A 21427-nucleotide genomic window follows, 5' to 3' on the forward strand; every position below is an offset into this window, starting at 1 on the left:
GGTCTGACTTCCGGGGAGCAAGCCACAAAATATGGGCTTGTAGCTCAGGTGGTTAGAGCGCACGCCTGATAAGCGTGAGGTCGCAGGTTCAACTCCTGCCAAGCCCACTTTGGATTTTCGATTGATGAATGTTGATTGCCGGTTTAATCAATCGGCAATAATAAATCAACAATCAAAGGGGCTATAGCTCAGCTGGTTAGAGCATCCCGGCACGGCCGGGAGGGTCCGGCGGGCAATAAACCTGGAAGAAATTTTGGGGCTATAGCTCAGCTGGCTAGAGCACCTGCTTTGCAAGCAGGGGGTCCGGGGTTCGAATCCCCGTAGCTCCACAAGCCGGGCGATGGCCGGCAGGCTCAGTATTCAAATGACAGATGGTGCCGTTGAGGCATCATGTGTGATTTAAATATTGATTCATTCCGCCGTTGGCGGAAACGTTCTTTGACATAGTGGTAGTAAATGCTGTGTATGTGTGTGTTATTATTATTCCTCACACACGTACCAATTTTATGATTAGATCGAGGTAAAAAATCGAGCTCATTGCTTATGTGCGGGTTTGCTCAACCAGGTGTTGTGCAAACCATGCAAGTAAAAGCAGAAAAGGGCACACGGTGGATGCCTAGGCATACAGTGGCGATGAAGGACGTGCTAAGCTGCGAAAATCTGCGGGGAGCTGCAAAGAAGCGTTGATCCGCGGGTATCCGAATGGGGAAACCCATCCCGACTTTGTCGGGATATTCCTTCGGGAAGGCAAACCCTCCGAACTGAAACATCTAAGTAGGAGGAGGAAAAGAAAACAATAGTGATGTCCCAAGTAGTGGCGAGCGAACGGGACGGAGCCCAAACCCTGTCGGGGCAACCTGGCGGGGGGTAGTAGGACCACAAGATCTGAACCAACGGCGAGTCGAAGCTGACTGGAAAGCAGCCCCATAGACGGTGAAAGGCCGGTAGGCGAAGCTGGAGGGGAGGTAGTGGTTATCCTGAGTAATGCGGGACCGGTGAAATCCTGCATGAATCTGGCGGCACCATCCGCCAAGGCTAAATACATCTGTATGACCGATAGTGGACAAGTACCGTGAGGGAAAGGTGAAAAGAACGCCGAGACGGCGAGTGAAATAGTACCTGAAACCGTGTGCTTACAAGCGGTCGGAGTCTCGATGCATGACTGAGTGTACAAGGCAAGCTTTACGTGAGCCGTCCCAACTGTGTTGGGAGCGAACGAAAAGCCCCAGCCATGGCAGTGAAATAGCTGGCAGGCGGGAGCGTTGTGGACTGAGTCATGTGTCGGGATGACGGCGTGCCTTTTGTATAATGAGCCTACGAGTTGCTCCTGTCGTGCGAGGTTAATCCGCTCAGCGGAGAAGCCGCAGCGAAAGCGAGTCTGAGAAGGGCGAGCAGTACGGCGGGGCAGACGCGAAACCGGGTGATCTATCCATGGTCAGGGTGAAGGTGCCGTAACAGGTGCTGGAGGCCCGAACCGCCTGGCGTTGAAAAGCCATCGGATGAACTGTGGATAGGGGTGAAAGGCCAATCAAACCCGGAAATAGCTCGTACTCCCCGAAATATATTTAGGTATAGCGTTTGCCATAGAGCCTGCCGGAGGTAGAGCACTGATTAGGCTAGGGGGCTTCACCGCCTACCAAACCTAGACAAACTCCGAATGCCGGCAGGTGTTGGCAGGCAGTCAGCGGCAGGGTGATAACGTCCTGTCGCGAGAGGGAAACAACCCAGACCATCGGTTAAGGTCCCAAAATACCAGCTCAGTTGAACAAAGAAAGTTGGATTGCCCAGACAACCAGGAGGTTGGCTTAGAAGCAGCCATTCCTTAAAAGAGTGCGTAATAGCTCACTGGTCGAGCGATCCGGCGTCGATAATTTGCGGGCATAAGCTGGTTACCGAAACCATGGATTCTATCACTTGATAGAGTGGTAGGGGAGCATACCGACTCCGCCGAAGGCGGCCTGTGAGGGCTGTTGGAGGGGTCGGCAGAGAAACTGTAGGCATGAGTAACGATAAGACGGGTGAGAAACCCGTCCACCGAAAACCCAAGGGTTCCTGATCAACGCTAATCGGATCAGGGTTAGTCGAGTCCTAAGGTGTAGCCGAAAGGCGAAGCCGATGGAAAACCGGTTCAATATTCCGGTACCGACTCCAGCGCAAGGCAAAGGCGTGACGCAGAAGTGACACTTCCGCCTCCCCACGGAATGGGAGGTTAAAGGATGTAGGCTGCGGGGCAGGCAAATCCGCCCCGCGTACGGCTGAACTCCGACAGTACCGGGAGGCTTCGGCCAAACGGATAGTGAAGGTAATCTGGCTGCCAAGAAAAGCGTCGTTGTTTGTTGGAGCTGCTCGTACCCCAAACCAACACAGGTGGGTGAGGAGAGAATCCTCAGGTGCTCGAGAAAATCGTGGCTAAGGAACTAGGCAAATTCGATCCGTAACTTCGGGAGAAGGATCCCCTGCCCTGATTCGTCAGGGTGGGGCGCAGTGAAAAGGTTCAAGCGACTGTTTACCAAAAACACATGTCTCTGCTAAGCCGCAAGGCGATGTATAGGGACTGACACCTGCCCGGTGCCGGAAGGTTAAAGAAGCCAGTTAGCTTCGGCAAAGCTGGCAACTGAAGCCCCGGTAAACGGCGGCCGTAACTATAACGGTCCTAAGGTAGCGAAATTCCTTGTCGGGTAAGTTCCGACCTGCACGAATGGTGTAACGACTTGAACACTGTCTCGGCCACGAGCTCGGTGAAATTGTGGTATCGGTGATGACGCCGATTACCCGCAGCGGGACGGAAAGACCCCGTGAACCTTTACTACAACTTTACATTGGCTTCGGCTGCTGCATGTGCAGGATAGGCGGGAGACTCAGAAGCGGGCGCGCCAGCGTCTGTGGAGTCGACGGTGAAATACCGCCCTTGGAGCCGCTGGATTCTAATCCCGGCTAACCGGGAGACAGTGTATGGTGGGTAGTTTGACTGGGGCGGTCGCCTCCTAAACAGTAACGGAGGCTCCCAAAGGTACCCTCAGCACGGCCGGCAATCGTGCGTAGAGTGTAAAAGCATAAGGGTGCTTGACTGTAAGGCATACAGGCCGAGCAGGCACGAAAGTGGGGTTTAGTGATCCGGTGGCACCGAATGGAAGGGCCATCGCTCAAAGGATAAAAGGTACTCCGGGGATAACAGGCTTATCTCCCCCAAGAGTTCACATCGACGGGGAGGTTTGGCACCTCGATGTCGGCTCATCGCATCCTGGGGCTGGAGAAGGTCCCAAGGGTTTGGCTGTTCGCCAATTAAAGCGGTACGCGAGCTGGGTTCAGAACGTCGTGAGACAGTTCGGTCCCTATCTGCTGTGGGCGTAGGAATATTGAGGAGAGCTGCTCCTAGTACGAGAGGACCGGAGTGGACGCACCGCTAGTGTACCTGTTGTGACGCCAGTTGCATCGCAGGGTAGCTATGTGCGCAGGTGATAAGCCGCTGAATGCATCTAAGCGCGAAGCACACTCCAAGATATGTATTCCCCAAAGAGTCCAGCAAGACGAGCTGGTTGATAGGCGGCAGGTGTACGCATCGTAAGATGTTTAGCCGAGCCGTACTAATGACTCTTCAGGCTTTGTTTGCATGGTTTGCACGACCCCTCGGGGCGGGCAGGCCGCCAAAAGCAATGAGCTTGATTTTTTCCCACGATCTAATTCCATGCATTTACTACTATCAATGTCAATATTGTTCTACGATATTTTTTTAAGATATTGATGAGGTGATTATCGCGCGGAGGCTCCACCCGTTCCCATCCCGAACACGGACGTTAAGCTCCGCAGCGCCGATGGTACTCCCTTGCGGGGTAGAGTAGGTCGTCGCCTCATCCCTTTTTTTTCCCACTCAGCCCTTGATCGCTCCGCGCTCAAGGGCTTTTTTTGTCTAAATCCTTCTTTCCACTTCCTCAATCATACCGGGATACCAATCCGCGAAAGTACCGTCTTCGATTTTTTTACGAACTGTTTCCATCAACCATAAGTAAAATGTTAGGTTGTGTTTGGAGGCGAGTTCAAGGCCGAGTAACTCATCATTCCGAAAGAGATGATGCACATAACTCATTTTATAACGCTGGCAGGCATCGGAAGGAAAATCAGGATCGAGTGGTTTGTGGTGATGTTTCCACTTGGCATTTCGAATGTTGATGGTGCCATTTCTTGTAAACAACATTCCATTTCGGGCATTTCTGGTGGGCATCACGCAATCAAACATATCAACTCCCAAAGCTACGCATTGAAGTAGATTGCCGGGTGTGCCGACGCCCATCAGGTACCGTGGTTTTTCTTTGGGGAGAAAATCGGTGTTGTAATCGGTTACCTCGTACATCAGATCCGTGGGTTCACCAACGCTCAATCCCCCGATGGCAAGTCCTTCAAAATCCAGTGAAGCCATAAACTCACTCGATTCTTTTCGCAGATCTTCAAATGTACCGCCCTGTACAATTCCAAATTGCATCTGGTTATGTCCATACAGTGGTTCCGTCTCTTCGAACTGTTTACGTCCGCGCTCGGCCCAGCGATGCGTCAATCCCATCGACTTTTTCACATAGTCATATTCAGCGGGATAGGGCGGACATTCATCCAAAATCATCATGATATCAGATCCCAAAATTCGCTGCGTGTCTACTACATTTTCGGGAGAGAAGAGGTGTTTTGATCCGTCGAGATGACTTTGAAACTCGGCGCCTTCTTCGCGCAGTTCGCGAATATCCGACAGTGAAAAAATCTGGTAACCGCCGGAATCTGTGAGAATTGGACGATCCCATCCCATAAAACTGTGCAGTCCGCCGGCATCTTGCATGATTTTATTACCGGGACGTAAATAGAGGTGATAAGTATTTCCCAGAATAATTTGGGCTTTCACCTTATTCTTTAGATCATCCTGATTGATAGCCTTCACGGTGCCAAGCGTACCAACCGGCATAAAAATCGGGGTTTCAATACTGCCGTGGTCTGTTTCCAGTAAACCCTTTCGTGCCTTGGTTTTATCAGATAAATGTTTTAAATGAAACAAGAATTACACGTATTTAATGAACATTCAATTATTTTGACTGAAACTACAATAAAAGATCTACTTAATCATTTAGATTCAAGAGGGAATTACATAGATTTGGTATTCTCTGCGTTGGTTTTTAATGTATCAATAAATAAATCTCCTTATTTATAGCTCTCCATGAGTGACTCAATAGTAATTATCCCTACCTACAATGAGGCCCATAATATTGGCCGTATGATCGACCAGGTTCTTTCCCTGGATATAGAGGTTGATATACTCGTTGTCGATGACGGTTCACCCGATGGAACCGCTGAGATTGTTAAAGATAAGATGAATAAGAACAGCAATCGGATTTATTTGATTGAGAGAGAAGGCAAATTGGGACTCGGTACAGCATATGTTAAAGGGTTTACATATGCACTCGAAAAAAATTACTCCTTTATTTGCGAGATGGATGCCGATTTTTCTCACAACCCAAGTGATCTGCCTCGCCTGATTAAAACCGTACAATCTGGTGAAGCAGATCTCGCTGTGGGATCGAGATATTCGAATGGAATCAGTATTGTGAACTGGCCACTGAGCCGTTTGATATTATCGTACTGTGCAAATATGTATGCACGATTGATTACAGGTATTCCTATAAAAGATACAACAGCGGGTTTCAAGTGTATCCATCGAAAAGTGCTGGAGTCATTGGATGTAGAACGGATTCGTTCAAACGGTTATGCATTTCAAATTGAAATTCATTTTCGGGCATGGCAGGCTGGGTTTACGTTAAAAGAGGTCTCTATCATCTTCAGAGAGAGGGAGGAGGGAGTATCAAAAATGTCAAAATCAATAGTTAGAGAAGCTGTTTGGAGAGTCTGGAGCTTGAAGTTTAAGTCGATTGTCGGATCACTTTAGAAGTATTCGATTAATACAAAATTGATCCAAATGAAACGGCACTGTTTCTCTCTTTTTCATCCCACCAGTAATAGTTCAGAAGCTCACCTTTTTGGCCGGGAAACATTTTCAGGTAAGTAAAGAGCGGTGGAAATCCGCAAATTCGTGTTGAATCGTAATCCTTTTTTATGTGATTGAGGAGATTTTGTGAATTTCCGGTTACGGAGATATCAAGTAGTTGTTTATCGGATTCCTCAACTTTTTCACGAAGGTCAGCTGCTGGTTCACGGTCACCAAATTTCTGTCCTACGTGCGACAAATCTCCGCTGATAAGTACCATTGTATCTTCATCTACAAATGGTTTTAATTGAGAGGAAAACGCATCAATTTTTTGAGCTAAATCCCCATCCTGCATATAGTAAAGATCATCGAAACCGGAGATGAGAATGGGTACAATTTTAAAATCGTGTGTCCAAATTGTGGACGCAAAAAGCAGATGAAACTCTATACTGTGCTCTATCCTGTGAGCCCGGTCTTTTACTGTAAAGCCGTTTTCGGGACTTCTGTTATTAAGAGATTCGATGACGTCAAGATCTGGTGAGAGCGAACGCCCTGGCATTTGAAATGTTTTTATTGATCCGATAAATGGATAATCGTCGTAATACTTGTAGTAGTAATCGGCGTAGTGAGAAGTTGCCAGGATAACAACTCGTTTAGGTTCTGTATTTTTCAGATGTGCAAATGCTTCTCCATATTGTTTTTTGCCAATTGAAATTTCAATGTGAGGGGCGTAAATAGCCTGGCAGGTTTGATTGGCAGACTGACCATATTCAGAAACGATATCAGAAACAAATTTATTGACCTCCTCTGAATTGTCAGGGTAACTGTTACCGGCAAAGACGGGCGGACGAGTAAGGCTTTTCTCAAATTTCTCTTCCATCTGATCTGCATAAAAGTGAAAATAGTCCGACTGCAATGCTCGATGCTGATCCATTAACTGGACGAAATCCAAGAGATTTTCCACTTCAATATTTCCATCAATCTGTTGATGTATTTTTTCGACACTTGATTCACCGTCGAGCATCTGCAGTAGTGGATACACACCGGAATCGAGCGCAAAATTTTGTGAGAGGTATCCCATCGAATCATGAAAATAGAGCAGATCTTTGCCATTATCTTCAATGGGAATGATCTGTACATCCCTTCTAAGGGAGGGAACCGGGTCACTTTTTGAATGAAACAGTTCTTTATTCCTGATCATCAGTTTGTCCTCTCATTTTCCAGCACTCGCACTTTTTACCGTACTTGATGCAGATCGGGTGATCCGGGGGTTCGGAAAATCTCGCCTTACAGGCATTTCGTCCGTGATGAATAAACAGGTGCGAAAGATTGGTCCAGGTTTCTCGCGGAAAGAGAGCCATTAAATCCTTTTCAATCTTGTTCGTATTTTTTTTCTCTTTGGTCAATCCAAATCGGTTCGAGAGCCGTTTTACATGTGTATCTACCACAACGCCCTCATTTTTTCCAAATGCATTTCCCAAAACAACATTTGCCGTTTTTCTGGCAGCCCCCCGGAGTGTAAGTAACTCTTTCATGGTTTGTGGTACTTCTCCATCATACTCCTCAACAATAGTAGTTGATGATTCTTTTAGAGCTTTGGCTTTATTCCTGTAAAAACCGGTTGAACGAATCAACTCTTCCAGATCCTCCAGTTCCGCTTTCGACATCGCTTCGGGCGTTGGATAGGCTTCAAATAGATCAGGAGTTACTTTGTTGACCCGAACATCGGTACACTGAGCGCTTAAAATAGTGGCAATCAGCAGTTCAAAAGGATTTCGATGATCCAATTCACATCGCGGATCGGGATAATATTCAAGTAATTCGTTATAAAGTTCAAGTGCCCGTTTTTTTTGTTGCTCAGATTTTTTAGGAAGTTTCGCCACAGATCTGTTTGATTATATTTTGATTCAACGGTTCCGTCACTCATCATAACGAATGTATGTAGAGTGCTGAACCGTTCCACTATTTTGTTTTCGTTCAGACCGAAGTTCGTAAAACCATACCGTCTGTTCAAATCTTAAATACAATTCATTCTGACCTTGTCTGCCGAAGCTTAACGTAGGTGAGGATTTCAAAGGCTGCAAACGATGACCGTCATCCGAACTCGATTCAGGTCTCTTGATACTGGCTATAAAGACGAATGGAGAATCTGAATCGAGTTCAGATTGACGCATACCCGGTTGCAAAGCCTTCTTCAAGGTTTGCATCACAGCCGAGAGCTTTTGGTTCCTTTGACGGTTCAAAAGGAAAAAGACACAACCAATAGGTTTGCTCCATAATCCTTACGTCTTGTTAGACGATAAATCTGTTTTCCATTAAAGATGATGATAAAAAGTTTGTAAGCACCGGCTATAAATGTGTAAACTCACATCGATCAGTAGATTGTGAATAAAATTCTTTATGAGTAAAAAAGCTACATACAGTACCGTATTTTTATTTACACTTATTTATGTACTCAGTTTTGTAGACCGACAAATTGTAGCCGTACTGGGCGTTCAAATTCGGGATGCGTTGCAAATCAATAATTTCCAGATCGGACTACTGTACGGACCGGCTTTTTCTTTTATCTATGCTGTTGCCGGAATACCGATGGGGCGTTTGGCCGATAAGACCTCCCGAAAAGCGATGATCTGTCTCGGATTATTCATCTGGAGTTTCATGACGGTAATCAGTGGTTTCGCAGCTTCGTTTCTTTTCCTGGTTACTGCAAGATTGTTTGTGGGCTTAAGCCAGGCGATGTTGAGCCCGGCTGTTTACTCGTACCTGGCAGATACATTTTCTCCGGAGAAAAGAGCGACAATTTTTTCATTCTATACAGGCGGAATTTTTATCGGTGTAGGATTGTCATTTTTAATTGGTGGTTCTATCTCAATTGCCTACGACTGGAGAATGGCGATGGTAGCTGTCGGAATTCCGGGATTGATAATCGCACCGCTCACCTGGTGGTTTTTAAAAGAGCCCAAACGCCCTTATCACAAAATAAAAACAGAAAACAATACGCTTACCGAGATTGTGGAAATACTCAAAAAAAGAACCATTCGCTGGCATCTTATTGGTTTTTCATGCCTCGCCTGTACCGGGTATACACTGCTCGCTTTTGCAGGAAATATCTTTAGCGATACATTTAATCAGCCAGAACTTATACCAGCTTTTGGATGGTTTATGATGGGTGTTGCCATAACCGTTGTGCTTTCCGGAAGAATGGCCGATTGGTTAGCCAAAAGAAAACCTGAATACCGCTTTTTGATGGGAATTGTGGCTGCACTTGGCGGACTTCCTTTCTATCTGTTTGGATTGTTCCAGCCCGATGCAACCCTTGCATTTATCTGTGTGGGCGTTGGAGTTCTGATTTCATCCTCCTATAACGGCGTTGCTGCTGCACTTTTGCAATATTTTGTTCGGGGAGATCAACGGGCCCTGGCCGGAGGTATCTATCTTTTTGTGATCAGCATTGCCGGATTTGGTTTGGGCCCGCCAATTGGGGGATGGCTGATCGATTCTGTCTATTCAGGCCCATACACTGTATCATATTCATTTATTACAATCATGATATTTTGTAGTACCTTAGCCACGATTTCTTTTGTACAAGCTATGAAATCATATCATTTAGATGTTGTAAAAAAAGATTAGTCATCAATTTTTAAAAAACTCAAAGGAATTGGAAACCAATAGCACCGAAGTAGATAAGCCACAAAAAGATGAAACCTCCTGGAAAGAATCTCCTTTTTTAATTATCAAGGGATTTTTGATGGGATCGGCCGATATTGTGCCCGGCGTCAGTGGAGGTACGATGGCCCTGATTACAGGAATTTATGATCGGTTGATTTTTGCAATTAAAAGTGCCGATTGGACAGCAGTAAAAACAGCTCTTACATTTCAGTTCAGGAAGTTTTTTGAGCATTTTCACTGGAAGTTCTTCCTGCTGTTATTTTCGGGAATTTTCCTGGCTGTAATCTTTTTTACCCGAATCGTTCCGCTTCAAATCTACATGTTCACCCATCCCGAAATTGTGTACGGCCTGTTTTTCGGCCTGATTGTGGGGTCCATTTATTTGCTAATGTCTGAGATTGAAAAAAGGGAAAGAACTCCCTTAAACTTTTTGTATCTGGTTGCGGGTGCTTTAATCGGTTTCTGGGTTGTGACACTCGTACCGGCTGATACGCCTGAAACATTCTGGTTTGTATTTTTATCGGGTTCCGTTGCTATATGTGCTATGATTCTTCCCGGAATTTCAGGTTCCTACCTGCTTCTTATTTTTCGAAAATATGATTATATCCTTTCACAGCTTGGCACAATCGGTACAATTGATACGGCACAGGCTTTATTAAACTTAGTGCCCTTTTTTATCGGTGCACTGGTTGGAATTATACTTTTTTCACGACTTTTGTCCTGGCTGTTGAAGAGTTTTCATACGGCCACACTAATGGTTCTCATCGGGTTTTTGGTTGGTTCGCTTTATGTAATTTGGCCTTATCAGGATCGTACGTTTGAAGATCATGTGCGGAACACAGAGATTGTTGAGATGACAGATCCAATTGTTGAAGAGTTGCAGCAGAGGGAATCTGTTCCGGCTGCACCGGAATACAAACGCCTGGGAGAAATTGAAAATCCAGACGCTATGTTCGATCGCCTAAAACGAGTTGAGATTGAAACGGTCAAAAGAAAATTGATTTCCAGTCAACCATACATTCCCGGATATAATTGGCCTAAGGATGATGAGGCTATTGATCTATACGGAGGACTGGCAGGCATGGGTATAGGTCTTAGCTTGATATTTGCGATCTCCTACTTGCGAAAAAAGCAATGATTTAATCCCTGAGAATAAACTTTTTACTCGTGCCTAAGGTCTTCCCGGTTCACGTCCAATTCTGAAGCTCCGCTTCTACTGATCCATCACACTACCTAACAGGAATCGAACTCCGCAGACTTTTTACCGGAAGCGTAACTTCCAGGCGTAGTGTTCCGAAGGGGGACCTTCGGAACAAGCAAAGTGACGATAAACGCATCGGGAATAGAGATGTTCATGTTTGATAGTTAAAAATAAATATGATTTAGTTTCAGTATTTTGTGCCGTTTCCATCGGTTTTCCCACTATTCCCGCACAACCTGATTATCGATTATAGGTCAATTAAATTCGGCCTTGATGGGTGGAGGGATTGTATGGTTTGCAACACAGCACGGGAGAAATCGCTCTGCGCGCTCACTTTGTGAGCATTCGCAGAGTGTACCCGTGCGGGCAAACCATGCCCCGGAAGCCATCATAGCCGGGAGCTTTTGGATACTTTTGACGGTTCAAAAGTATCAATAAAAAATTTTACAGGGCTGTTTATGTTGTATCAAGATACGCCAATCCGAAGCTCCGCTTCCACTGATCCATCACATCACCTAACAGGAAACAAACTCCGCAGACTTTTTACCAGAAGCGGAGCTTCCAGACGTAGTGTTCCGAAGGGGGACCTTCGGAACAAGCAAAAAAGGGGGAAGTCTCTCATCAGGTAAGTGTTAAAGAAATCAATACATTTTCTGTATTTTAAGAATAAACCATCATCAAAAATATTGGTGCAATCATGCTTACATTTAAAAAGATCTTAGTGCCAACAGATTTTTCCGCCGGATCAGAAAGAGCCTACTCAGTTGCTCAAAATTTAGCCGATACGTTTGGCGGAACAATTGACTTCCTTCACGTTGTGCCAACGCTTACCTATCTAAATGAAAGTATCAAGAGACTTGGCCTGCCATTGGATATGAATAAAGATATCTATCCGAAGATTATTGATGAGTCGGAGTTAAAGGTTGAAAAAGCGATGAATCAATATCTGAAGGAGAAAAATAAAGGCAAGCAGATTGTAAAAATTAACCGGAGACCCTCGTATTCAATTTCCACATACGCCGATAAACATAACTACGATCTGATTGTAATTGGATCAAAAGGGAAAGACGAAACCAGCATGATTCGGGGAGGGACCACAGAACGAGTTATCCGGCGATCCAAAGTTCCCGTTTTTTCCGTTGATGATCGATTTGACAAAAATAAAGTGAAAAATATTTTGATGCCTACGGATTCATCAAGTATGTCTCTTGTAGCATTTCCTCTGGCAGTAGCTATTTCAGATGCCTATGGGGCAACCCTTTCGCTGATGCATGTCGTTGAACTCTATGGAAGTATATCAGAAGATCTGCCTAAGAGTCCAAATAAAGGCGAGCTTGTATCTATTTACGAAGGAATAATCGAGCGTATTAACCGGTATCTTTCTGAGAAAGGCTTTGAAAACATTCATGTTCAGCGAACCGGGGTAACCTATGAAGATGAAGTGATTATAACTGATGGTGAAGACAGCCGTTCTATTCCTCTATTAACAAAAATTGGGAAGGGTATTTCTGCACATTACGAAATTGAAGCGTATGCTTCAGAAGAAGCAGATATTGTAGTGATGGCAACACATGGCCACAGTGGTTTTGCACATTTAATTCTTGGTTCAACAGCAGAGAAGGTTGCCCAATATGTAAAGAAACCGGTGATTACGATCCGGCCGGATGAAGAGGAATTTGAGGATTGATTGTCTTTATTAATCTTTCTTTGAAGGAGGAAGTAACGTTTTTAAAAGTGCTTACAGAAATGTTCAATAAATTTTTTATTGAACGATATTATTGAACATTTGTCTTCAAAAAACCTCTTTCAATAGAATGAAGCCAACATTGTGATATTTATTGAATTAAGCTAAGTTCATCAAGAATATGTTATAATTTTCTAAAAATGTTTATTTAATGTTTTTAAATTTCAAGTTCCCTTGTGATATATACAAATTGTTATAGTGCTCTTTCTTTAGATGAAATATCGCGTTTTCGGAAAATGCTAAATCCTTCATCAGAGGAGTATAAAACATTAAGCGCTGACAGTTTTCTAGAAAAAATCCACACCTACTTCTTGCTTTTGTGGGTTTGACAAAGTGCGGATAGAGCCAATATCGAGTGATATCGCCGAGCTCGGAAGTGATTCCGATATAAGAGATTTTCAAGATACCTCGGGCATTTTTGAGATCTTAGTGTAGATGAATTTCAGACACTTGGGAAAAAATAACAGACTCCGTAGCACTAAGGAATGGTCTTACATGTCGCCAAACGGAGAGTGGAGTATGGTACTCTTCGTGGCGAGGACAAGCTCTTGGTCACCTACATAACTTCCAACCTGATGCTTTAAAGCTTGTAAAGAGATCTGAATGCATTTTAAACCACTTCCTTCAACCTAGTTCAGAGACCATCGAGTTGGATATGCGCACTATACTAGAAAGGTGCCTGAATGTACTTGGTCTTCCAGACGTTTCAGAGCAATCTTGATGCCAAATCTCTGGCATCCTCCTAAGCAAACACCAGCATTAATATCATCTCTTTACTACTCGTGATCTTCTTCTTAAATTAAAAAAGCATAAAATTGCTAGCTGAAGTCTCATGGAGACAACTTGAAGATATAGTTGCTGAACTTCTTCGTAATCGAGGACTTAGCATTGAGAAAACTAGCTCAGGAGCTGACGGTGGTCGAGATATTATTGTTGCGGGAGAGATAATCCCAGGTGAAATGTATGTTGATGGCAGTTGAAGTCAAGCATACCGATATCGTTGCAATTAGGACGATGTTGAAGTGGCCGTGGGCCAACAAGGCTTTTCCTCACTGATGTTCGCCACCTCTGGCCGATTTTCAGCAGGAATTGTAAAAGAAAAAAATAATCCAAAACTTCCTCCGTCTATTTCTTAAAGATCGGCATGGGCTTCAACAATGGATCAATGATTATAGCTGAATTTTATTGGCTATGGTATATTACAATGCGGATTTATAATAATCGCCAATGGAGCATTTTTTGCCACATAACCAACCGCATCAAGGGGACAGGAATCACTCTTTGTTTGCTTCTTATGTCCTTGCAGTTCAGGCTTTGAGTGTTAAATTACAAACATAGTCATCCTGCCCCTTATGGGGGCAAAAAGTCGCTACTTTACCTAATATGAAAAAGCACGAGATTACTATTCAATAAGAACTGGTAAAAATCCGTACGGGACTTTGTATTAAGAAGTAACAAATCGATTAATACGTGATATATATTCTGATTTTAAAAGAGAAGGATATTTTGATGAGTATTTTGGATTTTACTGCGTTGATCTTGACAATGTTGAAGGAAAACTTGGTAGTGATATAGAAGCAAAAGTTTTTCGAGCACTCAAAAAAGACAGCTTATATCCATTTGAAAGTAATTTTCTTGAATATTCAGAAGACGATTTATTCGACGTAATGGAATTTTTATTTGATTGCATTTCTAAGCCTATTTAGCAAAGTGTCGTCGTGGGGGGACTGCGGTATGCGTGGGAGAAATTTGATAAAAGCGCAGGAGGAATTACCAAGCTGTAAATGAAATATTGATTGACTATTCAGAAGGATTTAAGCTTAGTGATGAGGGTGAAGTACTAATTATAGGGCAAGATGATAAAGGAATTTTTGAAGCAGAAATAGATACAGAAGATCCGGAAAACGTCGACAACAAAATTAAATCCGCTATTAAAAGATTTCGCCATCATCAGGCATCGATAGATGAAAGAAAAAATGCTGTAAGAGAACTATTCGATATCCTTGAATATTTTAAAATCTGAAACAAAAGATATTCTCAATAAAAAAGATGAATAGATTTATTTAAATCGTAGCTAACAACTTTGGCATTAGACATCATAATAAAGTTCAAAAGACTGATTACGATGAAGCAATATGGCTTAGTTGGATGTTCTATTTTTGCTTGTCTACAATTTATGCGTATTTGAAAATAAGTTAAAGCAACAGTAACATATGTATCGAATACGAGGAAAAAAAAATATACTATGACTCAGCATTATGTTATCAATGGTTAGATACAATAAATGCTTGTATTCTTTTTATTCATGGTTTAGGTGGTAATGCATTGGGTACTTGGGAGAAACTTCCCAGAATTTAATTATGGGAACTAAATTTGTCGTCATATTGATATAATTTCCTATGAATTTAAATCGAGTAAATATAAAACTAGTAGTTCCTCAATAGAAACTATAACAGATGATCTTATAACATTTTGTGAGAGTTTTGTTGAACAATATGAAAGAGTTTATATAATCTCTCATAGCTTGGGCTCAGTTTTTGACTTTAAATATTATTCCTAAATTAAATGACATAAATAGTCGTTGGTCAAGTAAAATTAGAGGACACATTCTACTTGCTCCTGCTTTATGGGGATCTATTTGGGTTGGATATCGCCAAGTAAAACTGCGAGACAATTAAAATATGGATCTTCCTTTTTAAAAATGATTCGCAATAATTGGGTTAACTATAAATAATCATGGAATTAAATCTTTTGTAGTATTTGGTTCATCTGACAAGTAGTAAAAAAGAACTTATCTGAAATAAAGCAGCTAGGAATTTTACCTAAAAACACGGCACGTGATCATTTTTCAATATCTAAAATAAATGATATAGATGAAGTCACGTATCTAACAATTAATGAATTGCTTGTATGAACTTGATGATAGCAATCATTATGACAGTCGAAGTTATTTAAAAAGAAAAGTTTTTGATTCTATAAAATCAGATTGGGAATATGATGATCAGCTATCTGAATTTGTATATATACTGATTTTAAATTGAGAATCGTGGAATTCACAAAGAAGGGTCAAGGTCGTCCATTCAAAGAAAATTGGGTAACTAATTTTCCTGACCCTAAAGCCTCTATTCACCATTATGCAATTTATTATATAAATCTCCGAATTTTCGATTTTTCAATGATTTATTGTGATGGATTTAGATACTTGATCCACTACCAGAATCACCAACTAATCTTAGTATTACAAGTGAGCAATATGCTCTGGGGAAAATTATGGAAATGGCTGGTGCGTATGATGACTTAGACCAAGGATTAAAAACAGCTGGCATTCATGTGCAGTAACATAACATATATATGGCCTCCAATGTCAAGTGGCAATACGAATTCCTGGCAAGAAAAATAATCTTTTCTCACCTGGTTGGTTTCGATACTGTTTGGGTGGTTTTGTACTACAGGCAGTTTTCAATACCGGTTTTACAGCTCATCTGGCTGTACCAAACATATATAGAGGCTCAGCATTTCAACTGTTTTCAATTGACAAACTATTAAAATGGTCAGGCTGCTGTCCCGACGGCCATAGAAAATATTGCGTTCCCTTTTACCGGACAATCAAACAGCAGGCTCAGGTGGCATTGCCACCAGTCCAGTTATAGGTAGTCTCGGGGAAGGGGCAGCACAGATCCCCATCAGGGGAAACTCCTCCACGTAAATTGCATCGAAACATATAAATTGAAGGAGCGGGTGCGGTGTCCAATCAAGCGCTGCGAGCTATCGAGGGCTGTGTTGGCCTATCCAGTCATTCAATGATCTGCCGGGCAGTCATAGTGAAAGCAACTGGTCAAAAGGCTCTACCCTCATTGTTCGTGCTTAGTTATACGTCGAGCTCACCGGCACCCCTCCCATTATGTTTTTTCGGTTGCCATATTGCCTTGCAAAAACATCTTTATGTTAAAGGGTTTTCTGCGTTTGAGCATGTAGTACACGGCAATACCCAAACGTTTGGCTATAATCGAAAGGGCTTTGCTTTTCCCGTGGCGATTGATCAGCCGGTTGTAATAGCGCTGGGCATCGGGGTTCTTTCGCAGAAACAGTACCGCTGCCTCCGAAAACGCCCAGCGCAGATGCGCATTCCCTATTCGTCCGCCGGTAGTCCCATAATTTTTTCCTGCCGAGGACTTTTGTCCCTTTACCAGTCGGGCGTAGGAGCAAAACTCCCCACGGCTGGGAAACCGGCCAATATCATGAATCTCATAGAGCATGGTCAGGGCCAGTACATCTCCCACACCATGAATACTTTGAAGTAGTTGCAGGCTGATCCGATCGTGGCCTTTGGCCAGGGTTAAAATCTGCTTGTCCAGGTTTTTGATAATCGGATCGTAGTGATCAATGAGTTGCAGATCGGTTTCCACAATGAGCTGTACGACCGAATCCGGAAAATGGCCAACAATGTCCTTTTCCCGGCGATGGTGCGGTCGGGAGATGGCCCCCAGCGGCTTCAAGTTATATTGCATAGTTGTGTTCTGGATATGACTGATCAACTCCGCCCGTTTACGCACGAAGTGGTTTCGCCGGCGCATCAGATCCCGGGTGGCTCGCATTTCGGGTGGGTACACATAGGCTAACGGAAAATTACCCCCTCTTATCAGCCGGGCAATCTTCAGCGAGTCAATCCGGTCATTTTTGGTCTTGACTCCGTGAATCGCCTTCATATAAAGAGCATGGCCCAATACAAAATCGATTCCTTCTTGTTCGCATAAATCGGCCAGCCAGTACCAGCAGAAAATGCATTCTACTCCAACAACAAGGTCGTCCCGGAAGGGAGCAATGGCTTGCAGGAACCGTTCCGGATTGCAAGGGATATTTTTGTGATAAACCTTCTTACCGGTATTATCCAGAATGCAGACATACATGGTTCTTGCATGAAGATCAATTCCACAGTAATATGAGTGTTGTTTGTTATAGACTTTCATGGTCATTCCTCCTTGGGTTTGTTATGAGTTTACCAGAACCATAATGTACGGCTCCGGGAGGAGGCCATGAATAATATCAAAGCGCATCAACTGGGGACGCGGACGTGCGGTTTTGGCTTTCCAGAGTTGCTTGTTTTGTAGATGATTAGCCGTTCATTCACTGGTAAGTCCCGCGCCCGTTATGCGCTTCAAGCCGTTGTACCAGCTTACAACCATATTTTAGGTGAGATTAAATAGATGAAAGCTTTTATTTTTAAAATCCCTAATGCATTTGTAATTTTACATAAAAATAAGTATGAGTGACGTTTTGATAGGGGCCGTAATTTCAGCACTTACAGCATTAGTAATAGGTTTCGAAGACGATCTGAAAAACATTTAGCAGTCCCTCTCGGGATATAGCAGGTCGCTGGAAAGGTAAAGGCTATGACTTGGAAATAGAAGATCATTTTAATCTAAGACAGAGGAACTAACATATGAAATAAGATTTGAGCTAAAGCAATGGGGAAAAATGGTAAAAGGCAGTGCAATCGTCGATTTAAAAGATAAAGCAAATAATTTCATCGAATCTAACAACTTTAAATTGAAAGGAAGTTTTAAGGATAAAGATCATGTTTTCCTTGAGTATAAAAATCAAGACAAAAACAAAACAGACTATGGTTCTTTATTGATGTTTCTTCAGGGCAACGGAAACAGATGCATGTATATTCTATGGGACGAAGTCGCATGGAAAGAAACTTGGCGTTGGTGGCCTTCCAATTAGAAAAGTTATAAAACATTAAAAAATTAGTATGATCTGTAATACTTTACCTAGGTAGATATACATACTTATTATATGTCGAATTTTAATTGAATCTGGTCTAATATATAAAGTGGGTATAACCAGCGCGTCAAGCGCGGCCGTGCCTCGCCATTTTTTGCTCGCCGACTATTTTATAACTACAATTACTTTTATAAATAACGTTGGCCTGCACGCCGGTTACGCGCGGGGCCGTTATAGCACATTAAACCAATAGAAATATATATCCTAAACATCAAAAATTTTCTATGAAATTATTAAATATTCTTTCATCACAGGAGATACAAAAGAAGAAAGAGAGCTAGCTAAAGAAGTCGTTAGTGAGATTAATACTACAACAGGTTACGAGATGACTTTCGATTGGAGTTGATTACTTGGGAAAACAATACATATCCATCAATGGGAAAAGATGGTAAATTGCAATTAGTACACAAATCGGAGATGATTATGAAATTTTCGTGGGGTTAATGTGGAAACGATTAGGTACACCTACCAAAAGAGCAGGCTCTGGTACAAAGAGAGGAATTTGAATTAGCCTATAGCCGATATAAGAAAGAAAAGGATATTCAAATAATGTTTTACTTCAACAAATCTCACATTCCACAGGATGCAGATTTAGAACAATTTCAAAAGGTTAAGGACTTTAAAGAAGATAGAAAATTTAGGTGCTTATCACTTCCCTTATTATGACCCTAAAGAATTTGAAAAACTGTTAAGAATGCATCTCACAGGATATGTAAAAGATGTTTTAAAAGAATCGGCAAAGTTAACAGGCGGTAAATCATCTGGCTCTAAAGAACGTGTAATTCCTGAAATAAAATCCTCCTTTTAGTCATATCTCAATGATATAGAAGCAAGTTTTGCTCATAGTAAAGTCGACAATTTAAAACTGGATGACATTTACATTGCACCAGATTTGAAAGACATAGACAATTCTGATAAATCAAATTCTTTCAAAGTCAAAAATTTAGATGAAATAACTAACACTAAAGATAATGGAAATGTGAAATTTGTGTTATTGGGGAACGATTTAGCTGGTAAAACAGCAAATTCAAAATATTTATTTGGCAGATATTTTGAACTAGGATTTTATCCTATTCTTATTAACGGGTTAGATATAGGTGGAAATATCAGGTCAGAGGCTATTCAAAAATTGATAGAGGATAAAATTAGCGAACAATGTGAAAAACAGTTTCAGCTAGATGATATCGAGAAGATCAAAGCTATTGTAATTATTGATGACTTTCATAAGGCAAACAAAGGTAAGAGTAAGTTTTGGCCTCATTTAATGAATAATATTGAAGAAGTAATTCCTAATATTATTGTTACTGGGAATTCACTAATGCCAATGGAAAACATTAATAAAGAAGACCCATTTAAGGATTTCGGTGTTTATTCAATTTTAGAATTTGATCCGAAATTTAGATACGAACTTGTAAATAAATGGAATACAATTGGTATAGAATCGAGGTTTATAGATCAGAATCATTATTAAGAAAAAATGACATAGCAATATCTCATATAAATTCAATTATTGGAAAGAACTATATACCATCAAATCCTTTTTATTTGCTCTCTATTTTACAAGCCATGGAAAGTGGAAATGTGCAGAATCCAAATTATTCAATTCATGGTTTTTATTATGAGGTATTAATTAATGAATGTTTTAGCAAAGCAGTAAAAGATAAGAAAGAAATCAGCCTATATTATAATTACCTAACTCAATTCTGTTTTCATTTATTTGATTTTGGGAGTAAAAGGATGTTTCAATTGAAGAATTTGAAAATTTTCATCAATACTATTGTGAAAAACATGATTTAACCTATAAAATGGAGACTATTTCTTCAAACCTTTCATAATGCTAAATTATTATATGTAAATAATCGAGTTTATATAAAAGAAAAACCGTCTACTACTTTTTTGTTGCGAAATATATAGCAAATGAATTGAAATAGACCTGAGATGAGAGAGTTAATTACGAAAATGTGCGAGAGAGTATTTAAAGATGAATATGCAAGTATAATTATGTTCGTTACTCATCTTTCAAAAGACAGCTTTATAATTAACGAATTGATCAAAATTGCAAATACTCTTCAGCATCTAAATGTTTCAAAGCTTGAGGATGATATTACAGAAATAAATAACCTGGTTAAAAAAATGCCAAATAAAATATTTAGAAATAGTTGATGTTCAAAGTAAAAGAAGGAAGAGTTAGAAGAACAAGATGAAGCTGAAAAACTTGAAAAAGAACTCGAAGAATCTACAGATGATTATGATAGCTATACATTGGAAGATGATGTAGCGTCTATAGATTTTTTTGCTAGAATCACTAGAGCTCTAAAGACAATTGATATATTAGGACAGGTAACAAAGAAACACTGGGGTGAACTTGATGGAACTCAAAAATTGAATTTGGTTGAAACCACGTATGGCCTTGACTGAGAACTCTCGATGTATATTTAGATCTAATTCAAAAATGTCGATGATATTATAGAACATATTGGAAATTTAGTTAATGAAAAGCATATCAAGGATAGGTACAGTTTAAAGAAAGAAATAGAAGAGACTGCAAGAAACTATGTGTTTAAAATCTGTTTTATCGTTGCTTTCGGTGTCATAAAAAGAGTATAAATTCAATCGGATATGATAAGTTGATGAATACATATGAACGAGTTTTAAAATCACTCATATAATTCAGTAAAGCTTATAGACTTGTCTATCAAACTTGGGTATTCAAATATCTCAACTCATATTGATTTAATTTTATATAAATCATAAAGATGCGATGAATAAAAATATTCTAAGTATGGTAGTCCTTCAGAATTTGGTCATTGATTATATGTATATGTTAATTACACTGATTATAGAACTAAAAGTCAAATATGTGAAGGCTTGGTATAGTGTAAAAAGACAACTGGAAAATAAAAACTTCTGCTGTAAAGAAAGTAAATAATTTATAAATGTGCTCTATGGCGACCGCATTAACGGCGGACGCAGACGTGGCTTTGGTTAAATTTCTTGCCAATGATTGTTCAAATGAGTAGCCTTTTAAAAAATCATAATCCCTGCGCCGGTTATGCGGTAGGTCGTT

At 41.3% G+C, this 21427-nt stretch carries 14 protein-coding genes, 2 tRNA genes and 2 rRNA genes; 12 read left to right on the plus strand and 6 right to left on the minus strand.

All coding sequences use genetic code 11. The features are described 5' to 3' along the window. Positions 1–33: 33 nt before the first annotated feature. The 4 genes from U5K72_04845 to rrf all read left to right on the plus strand — a co-directional run bounded on the left by U5K72_04845 (position 34) and on the right by rrf (position 3852). Positions 34–107, plus strand: a tRNA-Ile gene (locus tag U5K72_04845). 148 nt (positions 108–255) lie between these two features. Continuing rightward, positions 256–329, plus strand: a tRNA-Ala gene (locus U5K72_04850). A gap of 256 nt (positions 330–585) precedes the next feature. Beyond that, a 23S ribosomal RNA gene (locus U5K72_04855) occupies positions 586–3609 on the plus strand. A gap of 133 nt (positions 3610–3742) precedes the next feature. Then, positions 3743–3852: ribosomal RNA gene (gene rrf / locus U5K72_04860) — 5S ribosomal RNA — on the plus strand. A 55-nt stretch (positions 3853–3907) separates the two neighbouring features. On the opposite strand, the gene tgt is transcribed toward rrf, so the two are convergent. After that, positions 3908–5035, minus strand: a complete 1128-nt coding sequence (gene tgt, locus U5K72_04865; GenBank protein ID MDZ7718134.1) for a tRNA guanosine(34) transglycosylase Tgt — start codon at positions 5033–5035, stop codon at positions 3908–3910. Positions 5036–5194: 159 nt separating this feature from the next. Here tgt and U5K72_04870 point away from each other — a divergent pair, with 159 nt between their 5' ends. Then, on the plus strand, positions 5195–5920 hold the full coding sequence (locus U5K72_04870) for a polyprenol monophosphomannose synthase (protein ID MDZ7718135.1): 726 nt from the start codon (positions 5195–5197) through the stop codon (positions 5918–5920). A 10-nt stretch (positions 5921–5930) separates the two neighbouring features. On the opposite strand, the gene amrB is transcribed toward U5K72_04870, so the two are convergent. From amrB to U5K72_04885, 3 genes are read right to left on the minus strand one after another with little or no spacing between them, the layout of a single operon-like run. Then, positions 5931–7160, minus strand: coding sequence for an AmmeMemoRadiSam system protein B (amrB, locus tag U5K72_04875; GenBank protein MDZ7718136.1), 1230 nt, complete (start codon positions 7158–7160; stop codon positions 5931–5933). Then, complete coding sequence (gene nth / locus U5K72_04880; GenBank protein ID MDZ7718137.1) at positions 7147–7842, minus strand: endonuclease III; 696 nt, start codon at positions 7840–7842, stop codon at positions 7147–7149. The genes amrB and nth overlap by 14 nt, the downstream gene beginning before the upstream one ends. 36 nt (positions 7843–7878) lie before the next feature. Then, a complete protein-coding gene (locus U5K72_04885; protein MDZ7718138.1) occupies positions 7879–8133 on the minus strand; it encodes a hypothetical protein in 255 nt (84 codons plus the stop codon). 226 nt (positions 8134–8359) lie between these two features. Here U5K72_04885 and U5K72_04890 point away from each other — a divergent pair, with 226 nt between their 5' ends. From U5K72_04890 to U5K72_04905, 4 genes are all read left to right on the plus strand, one after another. Beyond that, positions 8360–9589 (plus strand): MFS transporter, encoded by a 1230-nt coding sequence (locus U5K72_04890; protein MDZ7718139.1) that lies wholly within the window; start codon positions 8360–8362, stop codon positions 9587–9589. Between the two features lie 28 nt (positions 9590–9617). Next, a complete protein-coding gene (locus U5K72_04895) occupies positions 9618–10766 on the plus strand; it encodes a DUF368 domain-containing protein (protein ID MDZ7718140.1) in 1149 nt (382 codons plus the stop codon). A 760-nt stretch (positions 10767–11526) separates the two neighbouring features. Then, a complete protein-coding gene (locus U5K72_04900) occupies positions 11527–12516 on the plus strand; it encodes a universal stress protein (GenBank protein ID MDZ7718141.1) in 990 nt (329 codons plus the stop codon). A 1849-nt stretch (positions 12517–14365) separates the two neighbouring features. Beyond that, positions 14366–14596: a hypothetical protein gene (locus U5K72_04905; protein MDZ7718142.1), complete on the plus strand. Its 231-nt coding sequence runs from the start codon at positions 14366–14368 to the stop codon at positions 14594–14596. Positions 14597–16472: 1876 nt separating this feature from the next. On the opposite strand, the gene U5K72_04910 is transcribed toward U5K72_04905, so the two are convergent. Next, positions 16473–17540 (minus strand): IS110 family transposase, encoded by a 1068-nt coding sequence (locus U5K72_04910; protein ID MDZ7718143.1) that lies wholly within the window; start codon positions 17538–17540, stop codon positions 16473–16475. 508 nt (positions 17541–18048) lie between these two features. Between U5K72_04910 and U5K72_04915 the strand changes: the two genes are divergently transcribed. The 3 genes from U5K72_04915 to U5K72_04925 all read left to right on the plus strand — a co-directional run bounded on the left by U5K72_04915 (position 18049) and on the right by U5K72_04925 (position 20523). After that, positions 18049–18300, plus strand: a complete 252-nt coding sequence (locus U5K72_04915; protein MDZ7718144.1) for a hypothetical protein — start codon at positions 18049–18051, stop codon at positions 18298–18300. Between the two features lie 952 nt (positions 18301–19252). After that, positions 19253–19831 (plus strand): hypothetical protein, encoded by a 579-nt coding sequence (locus U5K72_04920; GenBank protein ID MDZ7718145.1) that lies wholly within the window; start codon positions 19253–19255, stop codon positions 19829–19831. A 467-nt stretch (positions 19832–20298) separates the two neighbouring features. Further along, complete coding sequence (locus U5K72_04925; protein MDZ7718146.1) at positions 20299–20523, plus strand: hypothetical protein; 225 nt, start codon at positions 20299–20301, stop codon at positions 20521–20523. A 682-nt stretch (positions 20524–21205) separates the two neighbouring features. Here the strand turns inward: U5K72_04925 and U5K72_04930 are convergent. Continuing rightward, the coding region (locus tag U5K72_04930) for a hypothetical protein (GenBank protein ID MDZ7718147.1) at positions 21206–21427 on the minus strand (222 nt) is incomplete at its 5' end.

Source organism: Balneolaceae bacterium (assembly GCA_034521495.1).
Taxonomy (GTDB): domain Bacteria; phylum Bacteroidota; class Rhodothermia; order Balneolales; family Balneolaceae; genus Rhodohalobacter.